Origin of the sequence: Affinundibacterium seohonense, assembly GCF_014284305.1 — a bacterium.
GTDB lineage: Bacteria > Pseudomonadota > Gammaproteobacteria > Burkholderiales > Burkholderiaceae_D > Undibacterium > Undibacterium seohonense.
The window spans coordinates 15654-32977 of sequence record NZ_JACOFW010000018.1; the positions used below are offsets into that span (position 1 = coordinate 15654).

Sequence of the window (17324 nt, forward strand, 5' to 3'; positions counted from 1 at the left end):
AGTCGGCAAATAAGAGGAAAAATAGACTGATATGATTAACGGAAATTATTCTTCCATTCGCGCAAAGCCCCAAAGTTTGCTGCTTCGTCTTGTCCGGCTGCGACCTTATTTGTGCTCACCAATCGTTCTATCACTGCGGAGACTCTTGTACGCAAGAAAGGATTAGTTTGAACCTCTAATCCTACAGTCGTGGGTACAGTAGGGATATTGCTGGATCGTTTTTCTTGCTCACGCAATACACGTTCTTGCAGTGCCGTGTTTTCAGGTTCGACTTCGAGTGCAAATTTCAAATTGGATAGCGTATATTCATGGGCGCAGTAAACGGCTGTAGTTTCAGGTAAAGCTGCTAAGCGATCGAGTGAGTCGAGCATTTGCGCTGGCGTGCCTTCAAATAGGCGTCCGCACCCGCCTGCAAAAAGCGTATCACCACAAAAGACCGCAGCCATTGTTTCTGAATAATAGGCAATATGTCCAAACGTGTGGCCAGGTACGGCGATAACAGAGAAGCCTAAGTTTAGGTTATCAATGCGTATGTTGTCGCCATCATCCAGCGGGATGGTCACCGCCTCAATGCCATCATGTGCCGGCCCATATACAGGAATTGGGTAGTGCGTGAGCAGTTCCGCAACACCGCCTATATGATCACTGTGGTGGTGGGTCAATAAGATCGCGGTCAGACGCAAGCCGTGTTGCTCAAGAGCCTGTAAAATGACTGTGGCATCGCCAGGATCAACGACGATGGCATCGCTGCCATTGTGAATCAGCCATAGATAGTTGTCGTCAAAGGCTGGCACAGTCAATATACTGAGAGTTTGCTTAGTGACCTGGTTAATCATAGTGGGCTTGTCCTGATTTTAGAGAAGTGAATGAAGTGAACGCATCAAATTCTACGCAAGCTGCCATTATAGACTTAGGTGATTGGCTGATGCAGCCAGCCGGTAGTTATATCTGCGCATGGGAGCAAGCACAGTTTGATTTGTTGACGGCGGATATCTTTGGTTTCCACGCTTTGCAAATTGGTTTGCCACAATTGCCTGCTTTGACGGCCAGCCGCATGCCACATCAATGGCAGACCGCGCAGCAAGTGCCGCAGATGAATGCAATGCTGCGTCAACAAGTGGTATTAGTGCATGATTTTGCTGAATTACCTTTCGATTCCCAGAGCATCGATTTGGTTATCTTGCCGCACGTGCTTGAGTTTGCTAAAGAACCGCATCAGATTTTGCGCGAAGTCGATAGGATTTTAATTCCTGAAGGTCGGGTTATCATCAGTGGTTTAAATCGACGTAGTTTGTGGGGCGCGCGGCAAATGGTGGGGAAATTGGCACGCAGACCATTTTTGCCCGAGGAAGGTGAATTTATTAGTGCGCATCGGTTGAAGGATTGGTTGAAATTGCTGAGTATGGAAGTGAGTGAAACGTATTTTGGTTGTTATGCTCTGCCTGTGGATAATACGCAGTGGCTAGAAAATTCTAGCTTGATGGAAAATTTGGGACAGCGATGGTGGCCGCGCTTTGGTGCGGTTTACATGATTGAAGCTGTTAAAAGGGTGAGAGGAATGCATTTAGTTGGGCCGGCCCTAACCCAAAAAAGAGTAAGGCGAACGAGTGCCGTTCCCGTAGCAAATAAGATGAAAGAACATGGATAAAATTAAGATTTACACTGATGGTGCCTGTAAAGGAAATCCTGGTAAAGGTGGCTGGGGGGCACTACTGATTGCGGGACATCGGGAGAAAGAGTTATTCGGCGGAGAAGCTGAAACGACAAATAACCGCATGGAATTAATGGCAGTTATTCAGGCCTTAGGCGCACTGAAACGCCCCTGTGAAATTGCGATGCATACTGATAGTCAGTATGTTTTAAAGGGGATCACAGAATGGATTGACGGGTGGAAAGCAAAAGGCTGGAAAACTGCTTCGAAATCCCCCGTAAAAAATGTCGATTTGTGGCAGCAATTGGATCTAGCGCGCAATATGCACAAGATAGAATGGATCTGGGTTCGCGGACATGCCGGCGATGTAGGAAATGAACGAGCAGATCAGTTGGCAAATCGTGGTGTTGAGACCGTGATTTGACGGGTGTAAAAAAGTCCGTACTCCGCGCACTTTTGTTTTGATTAGTGATTATCTTTTTCTGAAATTTAACAAACGCGAGACAATAAGGAAACAGCATGTCATATGCGGATGTATCTCTAGAGACAGATTTATCAATGTCGAACAAACGTACCAGCAGGCTTGTTTGTTGATTCAGGGGATTGACGCAAAAAATGAATTTGTTTTGACCTCGTTAAAGTGCAACTTGATCTCTGCCACGTTCTTTCGCGCGATAAAGTGCGGCATCTGCAGCAGCGATGATCGCTAGTCCATCTTGACCACTGCATAGCGTGGCCAATCCTAAGGAGGCCGTGATATGCGGTAATGCTTTGATGTCGTTTTTGAAAATTTCTACATGGCGTATCCTGTCACACAAACGTTCCGCGACCACCAACGCTGATTCCCTACTGGTATTGGGAAGAATAATGATCATTTCTTCCCCGCCATAACGTGCGGCAAAATCACTCGGGCGCAGGCCAGAACTAATTATTTTTGCTGCAGCCTGCAGAGCTTCGTCACCCATCACATGACCGTAATTGTCATTGAATTTTTTAAAGTGATCGAGATCCAACATGATAATACCGAGCTCGGTTTGAGTCGCATGAGCATTGTCAATTAAGCCGGGCAATTGGGTGTTGAGCCAAGAGCGATTGTGTAAGCCCGTTAGTCCATCGACCATCGACAACTGTCGATAAAATTCTCCGACTTTTTGGCGATTGCGTAATTGTGCATTGGCGGCACGAATGCGAAACGAGAGTAGCTGTAAGAGATTGCGCGCTACACCGTTGGACTCATCAATCAGGTGCCACATGATTGGCGCATCAATCAACAATAGTTCGGCATCGGTCATCGCTGCTATGGTTGCGGTACTTGCCTCTTCATCTAATACTGAAATTTCGCCCACACATTCACCGGCAAAATATTGGGTGCTGGCGTTCTCTAATTGACGACGTGAAGTATTGGAAGCCTGTGCCAATATTCCTGATAAGACGACGTAGAGACATGCGCCTGAGCTCTGGCTGTCAAGAATGATGTCGCCCGACTTAGCCTGTACAACAGGGCAGGAGTCCAACTTATTTTTTACAATTATCAAGTCATCTTTATTGATGTTCTTGAAAAGTTGGATGTCACTTACTTTGAAATCTGTATCCCGAAAATGCTTCAAATGTTCCAAAGTATCCTCAAATTTAATGTAGGCAAATTATTGACAAGTTTATGATGCTATTTTATTCGTAAATTTGCGTAGTTAGTGAAGGAATCTGAGGTCTTGTCTTTAACTTAGAGCTTCAAATTACATCTATGCTGGTGGTGTGACCCACCTAATGCAGAATCTGATTCATGGCTTCAAAGCGTAATTCCGTTTCATGAAAAATCGAAATATAGGCTTCTTCGTTAAGCCCTAAATTATCCCAAGCAAATTGTGAAATGGGTGGAACTAGTTCATCTTCAACTTCACTTAAATCAAGTGCATGTACGATGGAATTTGCAACATGTACGATGGATGCTAGAGAGTTGAGATCTTTGTCCTCGGGAGAGTGATGACCGCGAATGGCATCTTGAATGGCATCGGAAAAATTCCATTGCAAAGCCAAAATTAGTCCTACTGCGACATGATCAACACCAAGTACGGCACGTTCTGCATCAAGCAAGGAGCAGTCGCTTTCCTTCGCACATGTAATAACTTGTTCGTATTTTTTGGGGAATTTCATGACCAAAACCAAGCGACCAATGTCATGCAATAGGCCAGCGGTAAACGCGAAATCGTGCTTCATATGAAGCGTACGCGAAATTAATTCAGCACAAATTGCTGTCGCGATATTGTGACGCCAGTAAGCTTTACTATCAAATCCACGGCATTGTGCATGCGGTAAGTGATTGGTGAATATCGTGGTACGAATCAAATTTTTCAAATGTTCAGTGCCGAGCAAAGACACTGCCTGTTGAATTGTGACGACTTTTGAATTGGCACCATAGTAGGAAGTATTCGCGAGTTTGAGGACTTTTGCTGCTAGCGCTTGATCCATTGACACTTTTTCTATCAAACTATCTAGGCTGATGTCCTCGTTGTTTAAATCGTTGAGCATCTCTGTGGTGATTTCAGGCAAGCTTGGTAGGTCATTAAGTTTGTTAATGACTTCCTCGAGCGAAATTTGATCGTCGTTGTGATCGGTGATTGACGGTATCATGATGTCTCGTTCCTTCGATAGCGTTCAATGTAAGTTCTCAGTGTTTCGGTCGGTTTTTCGTACGGTGCGTGACGGAAAATTTTTTCTAAACGTTGTAATTGATGTGCTTTATTCTCCGCATCGGCATGCACTTCATCTTCGCTTTGATCATGATCAATCGTGATCGAAAGGTGGTGTATGTTGTGGTTCGCAACCGCTTTGAGTATGGCTGGCGTGAGTGAAGTCCCGGCAGGGAGTAGCACATGGCCGAGTTTATCTAATAACTCGTCGGCCAAGACTGTTCCTGGAATAATTTGTTCTAGTGGAACATATCGGTGTTTCTTATTCATGGGGAAAATCTCCTGTTACGCTAGTGTAATGATTTTCTAGTTGAAATATGAAACATTGTTGTAATTTAGCGAGCATACTCGTTTGTTTGGTTTTCGGAGCAAAACAGGAAAACCTGAGTGGCGACTGACGAGGGATCGCCAGAGGACAACTCGTCGGTGTGCAATGTCACTTGGCGCGTATAGTAAGAAGAATATCAGTTTTTTCTTGATAGTTGCTTGCAGAGAACTTAAGTGTGAAAAATAAATTATGAAGAAATTTTTTCGAGATGTCATCGCGCATCGGTCACGATTCCTGTTCACATTTTTGTTAGGCGTGATGAGTTTTTTTATCCTTCCGGATGATTGGAGTGTGATTAGTCGTGCATTACTTTGCTGGAACTTAGCAACGTGGACTTATCTCATACTTTTAACTTCACTATTTTTCGGCTCAAGTCATCAGAGTGTTATCAAGGTAGCACAACGTGAAGATAGTAGTGCTTTAGCTGTTTTGTTGATTTTGGTGACATCAGCGACCGTTAGTTTGCTGGCCATCATTTTTGAGTTAAGCCACTTGCGTGAATTGACCGCAGAGATGAAGTTGCTGAAGTATTTGTTTGCCGGTATGACGGTGTTAGGAGCATGGTTTTTATTGGGAACGATTTTTACGTTTCATTATGCGGTCTTATATTATCGTTCACCAAAAGACCTGCGTGCACTCAGTTTTCCGAATCATGACGACACGCCGGACTATTGGGATTTTCTCTATTTCTCATTCACAATCTCAGTCGCGATGCAGACTTCGGATATTGTGGTGGTCACTCGTCAAATGCGCCGTACGGTACTGGCGCATTCGATCTTGAGCTTTATGTTTAATGCTGCAATTTTGGGCTTTTCGATCAATATCGCAGCAGGAATAGTAGGCAATTAATTATTCAAGCTCACCAAGCTTGGTACTCATGTCTGCCTTGGTGGTGTCGACGGTGATGCGGATGTCGATATTCACGAATGACATAGTTGGGGCGGGGATGACGAGCTTCTATATAACGGTGCTCATAGTAGGGCTCAGAATGTCTCAACAAAATCGGGATACCACCGATTTGTACATTGATCCCATGAGGTCTACGATAGCTAGATCGCCAATAAGATCCTTCTAGCCAAAACCAGGTTTTTGAGTGTGGCGCAAAGTAGGCACGATATTTGGGATAGTAAATGTGTTGTGAGCCGTGATATTGAGTTTCACGGTGACGAGGTTGATTCCATTCATCGCGGCTGTTTGCATGACCATACAAACTGATACTGGTAAGGCAGAGGCAAATAAGGCCAGACATTATTCGTTTGAAATTGAGAATATTCATTATTGGTCCCCCAAATTTAGTTCGTAGCTCAATAACGCCAGAGTCATGATTAGGTGCACAAGTTATTGTTCGTGAATTTGCAACAAGATGTATCACGCAAAGAACTGGCAAAACATTGTTCATGGCACGACTTCGCATTCGACGTGACCACGCCCTGGCTGAGTGCTTTACTTTGAGGTTTCAATACCTCTCGCGCAGCATCGTGCGGGAATTTTTTTATATTGGCCTGCCAGCATTAGTCTTTCAAATGCACCTGTGATCGATGCCGCACCCTATCTAATTTTGCGAAATTGGCACAAGTCTTGTTATGATGTTTGCTTTCTCCTTTTGCAGATATACAAGAATCTCTATGTTTGAATTTCTCTCTAAATTGGTTTCGCGTCGCTCATCCAACAAACTTGACGAACAAGTAATGGCACAAAGTTTGCAAAAAATACATAACGAGGAAGTCAAACAAAAAAACAAAGAACAAGAGCGACTAGAATACCGACAAAAAATCGACGCATGCGCCAAGAATGAAGAAGATACATTGGCGCTTTTGCTGAATTGTGATTTCGCAGATGGTCGCTACGCGGCGGCACAGAATCTTTATTCAGTTGCTTGTCTTGAGCAGGCTCTGCAAGCGACACGGAATACGGATAAACGTGTGGCCAAGTTAATGCAGACGCGTCTGGAAAAAATCGCGGAACATGCGCGAATCATCACGGCAGCGCAAGCCTGTTTGCAACAAGCAGACCAATTGTTGTCACAAGATATCGTGTTGGCAAATCAACTAATTGAATTAGACAAACAGGTAGCGCAGTTAACGCCATTTCCAGCCGAGTTCTCTCCACTTCTGGATGAGCGACGAGTTACTTTGCAATCGCGACTAAATTCGCAAATGGAATTGCAGAGAAAACTTTTGCAAGTGCAGCAAGAAGTGGCTCAAGCTCAGGATTTAGCTGAGGGCGATGTTGCCTCCCAACTGACGCAATGGAAAGAAGTCGTTTCTACATGTGCGAGTAGTTCACTTGTTGCGGCGTTGCCTAAAAATTTACTGAGCGATGTTCAGAACAAAATCGCGATGTTTGAGCGAGCTGGGCAAGACAAAACTGTGCAGACACAAGATCAAAGTCATGGTTTGAACACAGAAGTCAATTCGGCAGCAGAGCCGAAAGTTATCAAACCCACTGAAGTTGTCGTCAAACGACCAAAAAATTCTGAACTCGTTATCAATTTAAGCTTGGCCCAGATCGAAGAATTGGTATCGCAATTTGAGGAGGCTTTGGAGCAGGGCAGCATTCAATCCGCACGTCAAATCGAAAAGAAATTACAAGAGATCGACACCAAACAGAACTATCGTCAGTTTCAGATGAGTGCGGCGCTGAAAGAGCGTTTGAATAGTGCCCGCAAAGAGTTATCGAATTTGATGTCTTGGGCAAAGTGGAGCGGCAATGTATCGCGTGATGAACTCATCAGCACCGCAGAAAAATTGACGACACTGAGCTTGACGCCGAAAGAGATCGTCGAGACCGTTTCTGCTCTCCGTGAGCAATGGAAACAGATGGAAACGAAAGGCGGCGGTGCGCCGAAAGAGTTGTGGTTACGTTTTGACGCTGCTTGCAATCTGGTTTATGCACCTGCAGCCTTACATTTTCAAAACCAAGCAGATGTCCGCAAATCAAACTTACACAAAGCAGAGGAGTTACTTGCACGGCTTTCGGCAGAGGCGGTGCAGTATTTGAATGATTTTCAGGATTGGAAATTATTGCGTGCCAAAATATTGGAAATGCAGCAGGAGTGGAAGAAGCTCGGTCCTGTTGATCGTAAAGACAAAGCGCGTTTAGAAACAGCGTTTGAAGATTTATTGTCCTCCTTGGAGGCACCTTTAGAGCAAAGACAAAAAGAAGAAATTTTGTCGCGTGAGAAAATGATTGCCGAAGTTGAGTCACTCGATGCTACACAAAAATCATCGATCAATCAGTTAAGAAGTCTACAGCAGCGTTGGCAATTGCAGGCGGCAATGGTGCCTTTACAGCGTAGAGATGAACAGAAATTATGGGAGCGTTTCCGCGCGGCTTGTGATGGCGTTTTTGAAAAAAAGCGTAAAGTTGCAGAATCAGCGGATCAACAACGTCAGCAAAATTTGGAAGCTAAACTAGCCATTTGTCAGCAATTGGCATTAGAAGAAACGACAGACCAAGCAAGTATTCGTCGCGTGATCGAAAAAGCGAATACAGAATGGCGTGCAATCGGTCACGTACCTCGCGCCCAAGAGCAACAAATTGATAAAGACTTTCAGGGACAAATTCAGCGCTTGCAGGATGCGATTGAACAATTGCAGTCCCAGGTACGTCAGCAAAAATTGCAGCAATTTTTGGACGGACTCAGTTTCTGCCAACAACTGGAATCGGCTGTAGAGGCTGAACACAATTGGAGTGAGCAAGTCGCTTCAGTTGTGAAACAGTGGGAAGAATTAGCGCTTGGAAGCGCAAAATTGAATAATGTATTGAAGACACGCTTTCAGTTTGTCGCCAAGATCAGTACGGAAAGCATTGATCAATGTCGCCAGCAGTTGCAAGACAATGGAAAACAATGGGATGCGATGTGTCTGCATCTAGAAATCTTGCTTGGTGTTGATAGTCCGGCAGCTTTGAGTGAAGAGCGTTTGCAAAAGCAAATTGAGGTACTACAACAAGCACTGCGAAGCGGCGGGGATAAGCAACAAGTGCAGGAGCTAATCTTTAAATTAATTGGTTTGTCCGTAAGTCAAAATGACAGCCGTGTTCACCGTCTGCAAAGTCTCATCGCAAAACTGGATACCAGTTTATTCGCTTAGTACGCATGTAAATAATTAAAGGGAAGAATATGCAGTTATACGGTTATTTTCGTAGTTCCGCGTCCTATCGGGTACGTATTGCACTGAATTTGAAGGGTGTGAGTTACGAACAGATTCCTGTACATTTGGTGAGGAATGGTGGCGAGCAGTTTTCGGAATTGTTCAAAGCCGTGAATCCAGAGTCCTTGGTGCCAGCTTTGGTTGATGAGTATGAAGGGCGTCAATTGGCCTTAAGTCAGTCATTGGCAATCATCGAATACTTGGAGGAGAAATATCCAGAAACGCCTTTGTTACCGAAGGCAATTGATGATCGTGCCTATGTTCGTTCTTTGTCTTTAGCTGTGGCATGCGACATTCATCCCGTCAATAATCTGCGGATTTTGAAGTATTTGACGGCAAATTTTGGTGCTAGCGATGATCAAAAAAATGCCTGGTATCGCCATTGGTGCGAACTGGGTTTGCAAGCAATCGAGCAACGCTTGGCTAGTGATCCGCGACGTGGTTTGTTTTGTTTTGGTGATCAACCGGGGATGGCGGATTGTTGTTTGATTCCGCAAATTTTTAATGCGCAAAGATTTCAATCTGACTTAAGTAATATGCCGGTGATTCTGGAAATTAATGATCGCTGCTTAGCGCTAGATGCATTTAAAAACGCTGCTCCTGCAAATCAAGCAGACGCTGAATAAAGAAGAATTTGGTTTTGAAAAAGCCCCCGTAAGAAAATTTCACGGGGGCTTCTTTTATTTTCGAGTCTTACATTGCTATCGTTTTTTCTGCTTGGAAGACAAAATTAGCTGTATTAGCTGTATTAGCTGTATTAGCTGTATTAGCTGCATTAGCTGTATTAGCTGTATTAGCTGGATTAGCGCATCCCTGCAATGATCGCCTCTAATTTGATCGTATCGGCGCAAAACAGACGAATACCTTCTGCCAATTTTTCAGTCGCCATCGCATCTTCGTTGAGCATGAAACGGAAGGATTGTTCATTGATGTCGAGCTTTTCCAGATCCGATGCCAAAGCCGCTTCTGGATTCAATTTCGGCGCGACCTTTGTTTCGGTATCGTTGAGCTTCTGCAAAAGATCTGGGCTGATCGTAAGCAGGTCACAGCCCGCCAATTCTAAAATTTGTGAAGTGTTACGGAAGCTGGCACCCATGATCTCTGTTTTGTAGCCAAATTTACGATAGTAATTGTAGATACGCTTTACTGATAAAACGCCTGGATCTTCAGCACCAAAAATTTCCTGACCTGTTTGCTTTTTAAACCAATCGTAAATACGTCCAACGAAAGGGGAGATCAATTGTGCGCCAGCTTCGGCACAGGCCGCTGCTTGTGCCAAGGAGAACAGTAAGGTCATATTGCAGCGTATGCCTTCCTTCTCAAGAATTTCCGCCGCACGGATTCCTTCCCAAGTTGACGCTATCTTGATCAAAATACGCTCACGTGGAATACCTGCCGCTTCATATAAGGCGATCAATTGACGGCCTTTGGCGACTGTCGCTTGCGTATCGAATGAAAGACGAGCATCAGTTTCAGTGGAGACTCGACCTGGTACGATTTCTAGAATCTTGACACCGAAACTGATGAGCAATTGATCGATAATCGCATCGGTTGATTTAACAGCATTTTGGGTTACCGCTTGTGCTAGCAATGGTTGATATTCGGGCTTTTGCACTGCCTTCAAAATGAGTGAAGGATTGGTGGTGGCATCGCGCGGTGTGTAAGCCTGCATGGATTGAAAATCACCAGTGTCTGCGACGACGGTTGTGTATTGTTTGAGTTGTTCTAATTGATTCATGATAGAAGTCGATATTGGGTTCGGAAAATAAATTATTTGATGTGCACTTGTGGGGTACCAGCGACAATTTCGCCGATGACTGCGGCATCTTGAAAATCATTCTTATGAAATAATTCCAAGACTAATTCAACTGTTTCAGGGGAGCAGGCAACTAGTAAGCCGCCCGATGTTTGCGGGTCGCTCAATAATGCTTGCATGATCGCATCAGTTTCATTGAGGACGACATCTGCACCGTAAGCGGCAAAATTTCTTGCCGAGGCGCCAGTGATGCAACCTGCCATCGCCAAGTCTTTGACTTGCGGTAGGAGCGGAATGTCAGCTACGTTGATGTGCGCTGCCACTTGCGCGCCGCGACAAATTTCTAGTAAATGACCCAGTAAGCCAAAGCCTGTCACATCAGTCATCGCGTGCACGCCGTCTAACTGCGAAAGTCCTTGTCCAGGCTTATTGAGCTTGGTCGTGTTTGCGATCATGCTGATATAGCCTGCTTCATCCAGTTTTTGTTTTTTGAGTGCCGCAGACAGGATACCAACGCCTAGCGGTTTACTGAGAATGAGTTTGTCGCCGACCCGAGCGTTTGAATTACGTTTAACTTTAGAAGGGTGAATTAATCCCATGACCACTAAACCATAAATCGGCTCCACCGAATCGATGCTGTGACCGCCAGCAATAGGAATTCCAGCTTCACGACAAATGCTTTCACCACCTTGGATGATTTTACCAATGACATCAAGTGGTATCTGATTGATGGGCATGCCAACCAAGGCCAGCGCCATGATCGGTGTACCACCCATAGCGAAAACATCCGAAATCGCATTAGTGGCGGCGATGCGACCAAAATCATAAGGATCATCGACAATCGGCATGAAGAAATCGGTAGTAGCGATCAATGCTTGCTCGTCATTGAGTCGATAAACTGCAGCATCATCCGAGGTTTCGATGCCGACCATTAAGGCTTCTGGAAGGGGAAAGCCAGATGAATTTTTTAGAATTTCTGCCAAAACTCCGGGTGCAATTTTGCAACCACAGCCACCGCCATGTGAAAATGAAGTGAGACGTATCGGTTCTGTGCTCATGAATTTGACGCTGACATTAGAGAATGGAGTGTTGATTATAGGGGAGAGCACGAGCAAAGTCGAAAAAACTCAGCGTAGATTTGTTACATATAAAAAAAGCGACCTCGCAGAGATCGCTTTTTTCGTTTTGCTAAATTCGCCTACGCTATGTTTGTGCGTGGCTAATCGTCAATTAACGGTCGCCAAAAGTACGGCGGTTAGCATCGCCGAAACGTGATTTAGCGCCACCACCAAAACCGCCACCTTCACTACGTGGTGCTGCGTTTGGCTTGCTAAAACTACGTTGTGCTGGCTTAGCGCTATTGCCAAAACTATTGCCAGTTGTGCGCTTGTCACCTGGTTTCCATCCACTTGCTTTGCGTGCTGGTGCACGTGCTGCCATGGCAGCTTTTTTCGGTTCAAAACCTTCGATGACATCGACAGGAATCAATTGTTTAGTGAAACGCTCGATCCGTTTGACGTTCATGCTTTCTGCATGATTGACCAGAGAAATTGCCAAACCTTTACGTCCAGCGCGGCCAGTACGACCAATACGATGTACATAATCTTCTGGGAATTTAGGTAAATCGTAGTTGAATACGTGCGTAATGCCAGGAACGTCAATACCGCGTGCGGCAACATCAGTTGCTACCAGAACACGAACTTGGCCGCGACGCAAAGAATCTAATGTACGGTTACGCGCACCTTGGTGCATGTCGCCATGTAAAGCAGCAGCAGCGAAACCAGCGATATTCAAACGATCAGCAATCGTATCTGCATCACGTTTTGTTGCGGTAAATACGACGGCTTGATCCAAGGATTCATCACGTAACAAATGATCGAGCAAACGATTTTTGTGGGACAAGTCATCAACGAAATGCACTTTTTGTTGAATGTTTTCGTGCTTCGTTGCAGAGCCAGCGATTTGAATAATCATTGGATCTTTGGTAATGCGACGAGCCATATTGCCAACGACGCCATCTAAAGTTGCGGAGAACAACATGGTTTGACGTGTTTCTGGAGTTGCTGCAACGATTTTTTCGATATCGTCGATAAAGCCCATGTCCAACATGCGATCCGCTTCGTCTAGAACCAAAATTTCTAATTCTGAAAAATCAATCTTGCCTGATTCCATATGGTCGATCAAACGGCCAGGTGTCGCCACCAAAATTTCTGGATTACGTGACAAAAGTTGCATTTGTTTTGGGTAAGGCATGCCGCCCAGAATTGAAACAGCTTTCACACGACGTGAATACGCGCTGTATTTGTCTGTTGCCGTCGTGACTTGGAGAGCTAATTCACGTGTTGGTGTCAATACCAACATTTTTGGTTTAGCTGCTTGGAAACGTGGACGCTCGCCACGTGAACGTGCTGCTTGACGTTCTTGATTTGGTGTTTTGTTCGCAGATGGCGTTAAATCATCCGCTGCGGCTGCAAATTTATGCAAAGCTGGCAGCATAAAGGCGGCAGTTTTGCCTGAGCCAGTTTGTGAGGATACCAATAAATCACGACCAGCAATCGCAGCAGGAACGGCTTGTTCTTGTACTGCTGTTGGCGTGGTATAGCCTGTATCAGCAATAGCGCGCAGGATGGACGTGTGGAGGCCTAGTGTTTCAAAAGTCATTGTGTTCTTCTTCCGTTATTAATCTGCGCAGGGCAAAAACCAAGCGCGCAAAAAAGCAGCGTCAACCAATCGAAATGAACAAAGAAAACCAGTACCGAAAACGGTACAAATAAGGAATACGATGAAATTTCGGCACAAAAGCTTTGCGCCGGGACGATGTCTATGTGTGAAACCAGACATACAGGGCGGGAGGGCTTTACATGGCAGTATCAATAATTCACGATACGCAAGGGCTACGGTGCTACCTACTACAAAGATCGCAAGGCAATTTATATTGCAGTGCAAAAACGAGACTATACAGCATTTTCAATCTTCACGCATCTAAAAACTTACGGCTCTTTAAATTGCTCAAGAAAAATCAATCTGGATTTGATTATTTAATTCGTTGTGTTTGTCACTCAAAGAAATGAGCGAAAATACGCGCTGCTTCGATTATTTAAGTGAAATCGCTAAGATTATGAAATGTAATATTCGTGTGAGTAATGTTTGTATGCGCGATGTGAAACTGCTATCTATCAGTTTCGCTTTGAGCTTTTTTAGTATGGGTTTTAGTAAAGCCGATACCTTGAGTGTGGCTGTTGCTGCCAATGTGCAATTTGCATTTGATGATTTAAAAGAGGAATTTAAAAAGCAAACTGGTCATGAATTAAAAGGTATTTTTAATTCTTCAGGTAAATTTGTAAGTCAAATTACGAATGGTGCGCCATTTGATGTGTTCATGTCGGCCGATATGGATTACCCAAATGTACTATATCAGCAAGGTTTTAGTAGCGCAGCACCGAAGATTTACGCTTATGGTTCTCTGGTGTTATGGACGAACAAGAATATAGATTTACAGTCATGGCAAGTCTTATTGGAAAACGAAAAAATTCAAAAGATCGCGATTGCGAATCCAAAGACTGCACCCTATGGAAGGGAGACCATGCGAGCACTGAAATTTTATAAATTAGACGCTGCAGTAGAATCGCGTCTTGTTTATGCAGAGAGCATTTCACAAACGAATCAGTACATTTACTCAGGCCTAGTTGATGTCGGTTTTACAGCCAAATCTGTCGTGGTGTCAGCGGAGATGCGCGGCAAGGGGCAATGGATAGAATTACCTGTAAATAGTTATACGCCGATAGCGCAGGGCGTGATTATTCTTAAACATGGGCGCGAAAATGCTCCTCAGATGAGTCAGCAGTTTTATGAATTTTTATCGAGCGCCAAGGCCAAAGCAATCTTGCAGAAAAATGGATATGCTGCACCGTGAATAAATTACCCGGAAAAATAATTGGTATCGAGTCCGAAGGCAGTATCGCTATGATTGAAGTCGCGGTCGGTGACTTGCATTTAAGTGCGAGCTTACTTGGTACTGCAGAAGAATTTTCATCTTGGAAATTGAATCAAGATGTCAACCTGATTTTTAATGAAATGGAAGTTGCGATTGCTAAAAATCTGCAAGGCCAAATCAGCCTCAGGAATCGTTTTCCAGGAAAAATTGTTGGCTTGGAAATTGGAAAGGTTCTGACACGTGTCGTCTTTGTCATCGCAGGCTCTTATCTGATCAATTCGGTGATTACCAGCCGATCTGCACATAAATTAGCGCTGAGTTTGGGAGATGATATTGAGGGTTTGGTGAAGTCGAACGAAATGAATCTGTTGCGGACGAACGCGCTATGAGTCTAGCGTCCTTTGATTGGCAACCGCTGTGGCTTAGCTTTCAACTTGCTTTGATGACGACTTCGATTCTATTTTTTATTGGATTGCCGATTGCCTATGTCTTGGCATTTTCTACGAGTCGTATGAAACCCGTCTGGGAATCGCTCATCAGCATGCCTTTGGTTTTGCCACCCTCGGTATTAGGGTTCTATTTGTTATTGGCTTTTAATCCTCAAGCTGGCGTTGGCGCATGGCTAGTTACCCATTTTGATTTGCGTTTGAGTTTTAGCTTTGCAGGGATTCTAATAGGATCAATCATCTTTAGTTTGCCATTTATGGTTCAGGCATTACAGGCGGGCTTGCAGAATTTGCCGCCAGACTTGCGCGATGCCGCATACACGCTAGGTCAAACGAAAACACAAACTTTGTGGAAGGTTTTATTGCCAAATATGAAGTCGTCGATTTTGAGTGGCGTAGTCTTAAGTTTTGCCCATACCATAGGTGAATTCGGTGTCGTGTTGATGATCGGTGGGAATATTCCAGGCGTCACCAAGGTCGCTTCCATCGCGATTTATGATGAGGTGGAAAGCTTGCAATATGCGTCCGCTCATTTCTATTCATCAGTGCTGGTCTTGTTGAGTTTCTTCATTCTACTAATTGTGTATGTGTCTAAGCGACGATTCCCGGAAAAATTCTAATGTCTACAAAGTCGTTTTTAAACGTCCAAATTCAAAAAAAATTGAGTGGTTCGCAAGGAAATTTTGAATTGGATCTGGCGTTCCAAACAGATAGAGCGGAAGCCTTAGCCTTGTATGGGCAATCTGGTGTAGGCAAGACAAGCGTACTGCGGATCTTAGCCGGGCTAGCAGCTCCAGACCATGGACGCATTGTATTTGATGATGAAGTCTGGTTTGATTCATTGCTCGGAGTTAATGTACCAACCCACGCACGTTCTATCGGCATGGTGTTTCAAAACTATGCCTTATTTCCCCATTTAAATGTACGAGACAATATCGCATTTGCTGCAGGTAAGGATGCTCGTGACTGGGTAGATCAATTGCTGGAAATGAGTGATTTACAAAATTTAGGATTTCAGTCGATCGACCAATTGTCTGGTGGGCAAAAACAACGGGTTGCCTTGGCACGGGCGCTTGCCCGTAAACCTAAGTTATTGTTATTGGATGAACCTTTGTCCGCGTTGGATCAGCATGTTCGCCTGCAAATGCAAGATCATTTATTCAAGATGCATCAAGAATTTGGATTCAATATGATTTTGGTTAGCCACGACATGGCCGAGGTGTTCAAGTTGACTCAAAAAGTCTTGCAGTTAAAAAATGGTCTTGTCGTACGTCGTGGTAGTCCGCATCAGGTTTTTTTGCTGCAAGCAGCTCATGGGAAGTTGCATTTACATGCGCAAGTATTGGCAATCCGTTCGGAAGAGATTGTCCATATTCTCTCGCTTTTAGTAGGGCAAGAAATTATCGAGATTATTGCTGCTTATGAAGATGTAAAAAGACTGAAAGTTGGTGACAAGATCGCAATCTCCACCAAAGCTTTCAGTCCACAAATTACACGACTACATTGAGCTGATTTGCTATTTGATTAGTCAGGAGTCAGACCCATGACGTGAGAGAATCCCCCGTCGACATAAGTGATTTCGCCAGTGATGCCGCTTGCTAACGGTGATAACAGAAAGGCTGCAGTATTGCCGACTTCTTCAATCGTCACGTTGCGTCGTAGTGGTGCATGTTCTGCAACAAAACCTAGTAAGGTGCCGAAATCTTTAATTCCACTCGCGGCCAACGTCTTGATTGGGCCGGCAGAAATACCATTTACGCGAATACCTTTTTTGCCTAAATTCTCAGCCAGATAACGGACACTTGCTTCCAAAGAGGCTTTTGCTAGGCCCATCGTATTGTAGTAAGGAATTGCGCGGATCGCGCCTAGGTAAGACAGGGTAAGCAGGGAGGAATTTTCATTCATCATAGGCAATGCGGCCTTTGCTAATGCTGGGAAGCTATAGGCAGAAATATCATGCGCAATGCGGAATGCCTCGCGTGAGAAGCCGTCTAGGAAATCGCCTGCAATGGCTTCGCGCGGGGCAAAACCAATAGCATGTACCACGCCATCCAATTTTTCCCAAGATTTCGCTAAGTCTGTAAATACAGCGTTTATCTGGTCGTCGCTGCTGACATCGCAATCGAAGACTAATTCACTATTGAATTCCTTCGCGAAATCAGTAATGCGATCTTTAAAGCGTTCTCCTACGTAGGTAAAGGCTAGCTCCGCGCCTTCGCGGTGGCAAGCCTGTGCGATGCCATAGGCGATAGAACGGTTTGATAATAAACCAGTAATGAGAATTTTCTTGCCTTGCAAAAATGCCATATCAACTCCAGGTGTTAGCGTATATTTAATGCTTTTCTTTTATGTAAAAGAAAGGGCGGGT

The 17324-nt window shown here is 44.5% G+C and carries 17 protein-coding genes; 9 read left to right on the forward strand and 8 right to left on the reverse strand.

The window, feature by feature from the left end:
- Positions 1-35: 35 nt before the first annotated feature.
- Positions 36-836 (reverse strand): hydroxyacylglutathione hydrolase, encoded by an 801-nt coding sequence (gene gloB, locus H8K52_RS14615; protein WP_186923655.1) that lies wholly within the window; start codon positions 834-836, stop codon positions 36-38.
- Positions 837-925: 89 nt separating this feature from the next.
- On the opposite strand from gloB, the gene H8K52_RS14620 reads away from it, so the two are divergent.
- Positions 926-1648, forward strand: coding sequence for a class I SAM-dependent methyltransferase (locus H8K52_RS14620; protein ID WP_186923732.1), 723 nt, complete (start codon positions 926-928; stop codon positions 1646-1648).
- Complete coding sequence (gene rnhA, locus H8K52_RS14625; RefSeq protein WP_186923656.1) at positions 1641-2075, forward strand: ribonuclease HI; 435 nt, start codon at positions 1641-1643, stop codon at positions 2073-2075. Before H8K52_RS14620 ends, rnhA begins: the two co-directional genes overlap by 8 nt.
- Positions 2076-2286: 211 nt before the next feature.
- Here the strand turns inward: rnhA and H8K52_RS14630 are convergent, their stop codons facing one another.
- From H8K52_RS14630 to H8K52_RS14640, 3 genes are all read right to left on the reverse strand, one after another.
- Entirely contained in the window at positions 2287-3186 is a 900-nt protein-coding gene (locus H8K52_RS14630) for a GGDEF domain-containing protein (protein WP_246464558.1), read from the reverse strand.
- A 226-nt stretch (positions 3187-3412) separates the two neighbouring features.
- A complete protein-coding gene (locus H8K52_RS14635; protein ID WP_186923658.1) occupies positions 3413-4279 on the reverse strand; it encodes an HDOD domain-containing protein in 867 nt (288 codons plus the stop codon).
- Complete coding sequence (locus H8K52_RS14640) at positions 4276-4608, reverse strand: hypothetical protein (protein ID WP_186923659.1); 333 nt, start codon at positions 4606-4608, stop codon at positions 4276-4278. The genes H8K52_RS14635 and H8K52_RS14640 overlap by 4 nt, the downstream gene beginning before the upstream one ends.
- Before the next feature lie 247 nt (positions 4609-4855).
- Here H8K52_RS14640 and H8K52_RS14645 point away from each other — a divergent pair, with 247 nt between their 5' ends.
- The 3 genes from H8K52_RS14645 (at position 4856) to maiA (ending at position 9446) form a co-directional block, all read left to right on the forward strand.
- Positions 4856-5515 (forward strand): DUF1345 domain-containing protein, encoded by a 660-nt coding sequence (locus H8K52_RS14645; RefSeq protein WP_186923660.1) that lies wholly within the window; start codon positions 4856-4858, stop codon positions 5513-5515.
- Between the two features lie 776 nt (positions 5516-6291).
- Positions 6292-8760 (forward strand): DUF349 domain-containing protein, encoded by a 2469-nt coding sequence (locus H8K52_RS14650; RefSeq protein WP_186923661.1) that lies wholly within the window; start codon positions 6292-6294, stop codon positions 8758-8760.
- A gap of 29 nt (positions 8761-8789) precedes the next feature.
- Positions 8790-9446 (forward strand): maleylacetoacetate isomerase, encoded by a 657-nt coding sequence (gene maiA, locus H8K52_RS14655; RefSeq protein WP_186923662.1) that lies wholly within the window; start codon positions 8790-8792, stop codon positions 9444-9446.
- Between the two features lie 176 nt (positions 9447-9622).
- Here maiA and tal read toward each other — a convergent pair whose 3' ends face one another.
- The 3 genes from tal to H8K52_RS14670 form a co-directional block, all read right to left on the reverse strand.
- Complete coding sequence (tal, locus tag H8K52_RS14660) at positions 9623-10558, reverse strand: transaldolase (protein WP_222613796.1); 936 nt, start codon at positions 10556-10558, stop codon at positions 9623-9625.
- A 32-nt stretch (positions 10559-10590) separates the two neighbouring features.
- Positions 10591-11634 carry a selenide, water dikinase SelD gene (gene selD, locus H8K52_RS14665; protein WP_186923663.1) on the reverse strand — a complete coding sequence of 348 codons (1044 nt, stop codon included), beginning with the start codon at positions 11632-11634 and terminating at the stop codon, positions 10591-10593.
- 172 nt (positions 11635-11806) lie between these two features.
- Positions 11807-13237: a DEAD/DEAH box helicase gene (locus H8K52_RS14670; RefSeq protein ID WP_186923664.1), complete on the reverse strand. Its 1431-nt coding sequence runs from the start codon at positions 13235-13237 to the stop codon at positions 11807-11809.
- 457 nt (positions 13238-13694) lie between these two features.
- On the opposite strand from H8K52_RS14670, the gene modA reads away from it, so the two are divergent.
- Genes modA through H8K52_RS14690 form a run of 4 tightly spaced genes read left to right on the forward strand, consistent with a single transcriptional unit; the run spans position 13695 to position 16463 of the window.
- The gene (modA, locus tag H8K52_RS14675) at positions 13695-14489 is read left to right on the forward strand and encodes a molybdate ABC transporter substrate-binding protein (protein ID WP_246464560.1); all 795 of its coding nucleotides are present in this window, start codon (positions 13695-13697) and stop codon (positions 14487-14489) included.
- Positions 14486-14899 (forward strand): TOBE domain-containing protein, encoded by a 414-nt coding sequence (locus H8K52_RS21820; RefSeq protein ID WP_186923665.1) that lies wholly within the window; start codon positions 14486-14488, stop codon positions 14897-14899. The genes modA and H8K52_RS21820 overlap by 4 nt, the downstream gene beginning before the upstream one ends.
- Positions 14896-15576, forward strand: a complete 681-nt coding sequence (gene modB / locus H8K52_RS14685; protein ID WP_186923666.1) for a molybdate ABC transporter permease subunit — start codon at positions 14896-14898, stop codon at positions 15574-15576. Before H8K52_RS21820 ends, modB begins: the two co-directional genes overlap by 4 nt.
- Positions 15576-16463, forward strand: coding sequence for an ATP-binding cassette domain-containing protein (locus tag H8K52_RS14690; RefSeq protein ID WP_186923667.1), 888 nt, complete (start codon positions 15576-15578; stop codon positions 16461-16463). The genes modB and H8K52_RS14690 overlap by 1 nt, the downstream gene beginning before the upstream one ends.
- Positions 16464-16480: 17 nt before the next feature.
- Here the strand turns inward: H8K52_RS14690 and fabI are convergent, their stop codons facing one another.
- Positions 16481-17263 (reverse strand): enoyl-ACP reductase FabI, encoded by a 783-nt coding sequence (gene fabI, locus H8K52_RS14695; protein WP_186923668.1) that lies wholly within the window; start codon positions 17261-17263, stop codon positions 16481-16483.
- Positions 17264-17324: the final 61 nt, after the last annotated feature.

Bases quoted from the DNA above. Each gene is read 5' to 3' on its own strand.
- gloB (WP_186923655.1), bottom strand. From the start codon at position 836: ATGATTAACCAGGTCACTAAGCAAACTCTCAGTATATTGACTGTGCCA.
- H8K52_RS14620 (WP_186923732.1), top strand. From the start codon at position 926: ATGCAGCCAGCCGGTAGTTATATCTGCGCATGGGAGCAAGCACAGTTT.
- rnhA (WP_186923656.1), top strand. From the start codon at position 1,641: ATGGATAAAATTAAGATTTACACTGATGGTGCCTGTAAAGGAAATCCT.
- H8K52_RS14635 (WP_186923658.1), bottom strand. From the start codon at position 4,279: ATGATACCGTCAATCACCGATCACAACGACGATCAAATTTCGCTCGAG.
- H8K52_RS14640 (WP_186923659.1), bottom strand. From the start codon at position 4,608: ATGAATAAGAAACACCGATATGTTCCACTAGAACAAATTATTCCAGGA.
- H8K52_RS14645 (WP_186923660.1), top strand. From the start codon at position 4,856: ATGAAGAAATTTTTTCGAGATGTCATCGCGCATCGGTCACGATTCCTG.
- H8K52_RS14650 (WP_186923661.1), top strand. From the start codon at position 6,292: ATGTTTGAATTTCTCTCTAAATTGGTTTCGCGTCGCTCATCCAACAAA.
- maiA (WP_186923662.1), top strand. From the start codon at position 8,790: ATGCAGTTATACGGTTATTTTCGTAGTTCCGCGTCCTATCGGGTACGT.
- tal (WP_222613796.1), bottom strand. From the start codon at position 10,558: ATGAATCAATTAGAACAACTCAAACAATACACAACCGTCGTCGCAGAC.
- selD (WP_186923663.1), bottom strand. From the start codon at position 11,634: ATGAGCACAGAACCGATACGTCTCACTTCATTTTCACATGGCGGTGGC.
- H8K52_RS14670 (WP_186923664.1), bottom strand. From the start codon at position 13,237: ATGACTTTTGAAACACTAGGCCTCCACACGTCCATCCTGCGCGCTATT.
- modA (WP_246464560.1), top strand. From the start codon at position 13,695: ATGAAATGTAATATTCGTGTGAGTAATGTTTGTATGCGCGATGTGAAA.
- modB (WP_186923666.1), top strand. From the start codon at position 14,896: ATGAGTCTAGCGTCCTTTGATTGGCAACCGCTGTGGCTTAGCTTTCAA.
- H8K52_RS14690 (WP_186923667.1), top strand. From the start codon at position 15,576: ATGTCTACAAAGTCGTTTTTAAACGTCCAAATTCAAAAAAAATTGAGT.
- fabI (WP_186923668.1), bottom strand. From the start codon at position 17,263: ATGGCATTTTTGCAAGGCAAGAAAATTCTCATTACTGGTTTATTATCA.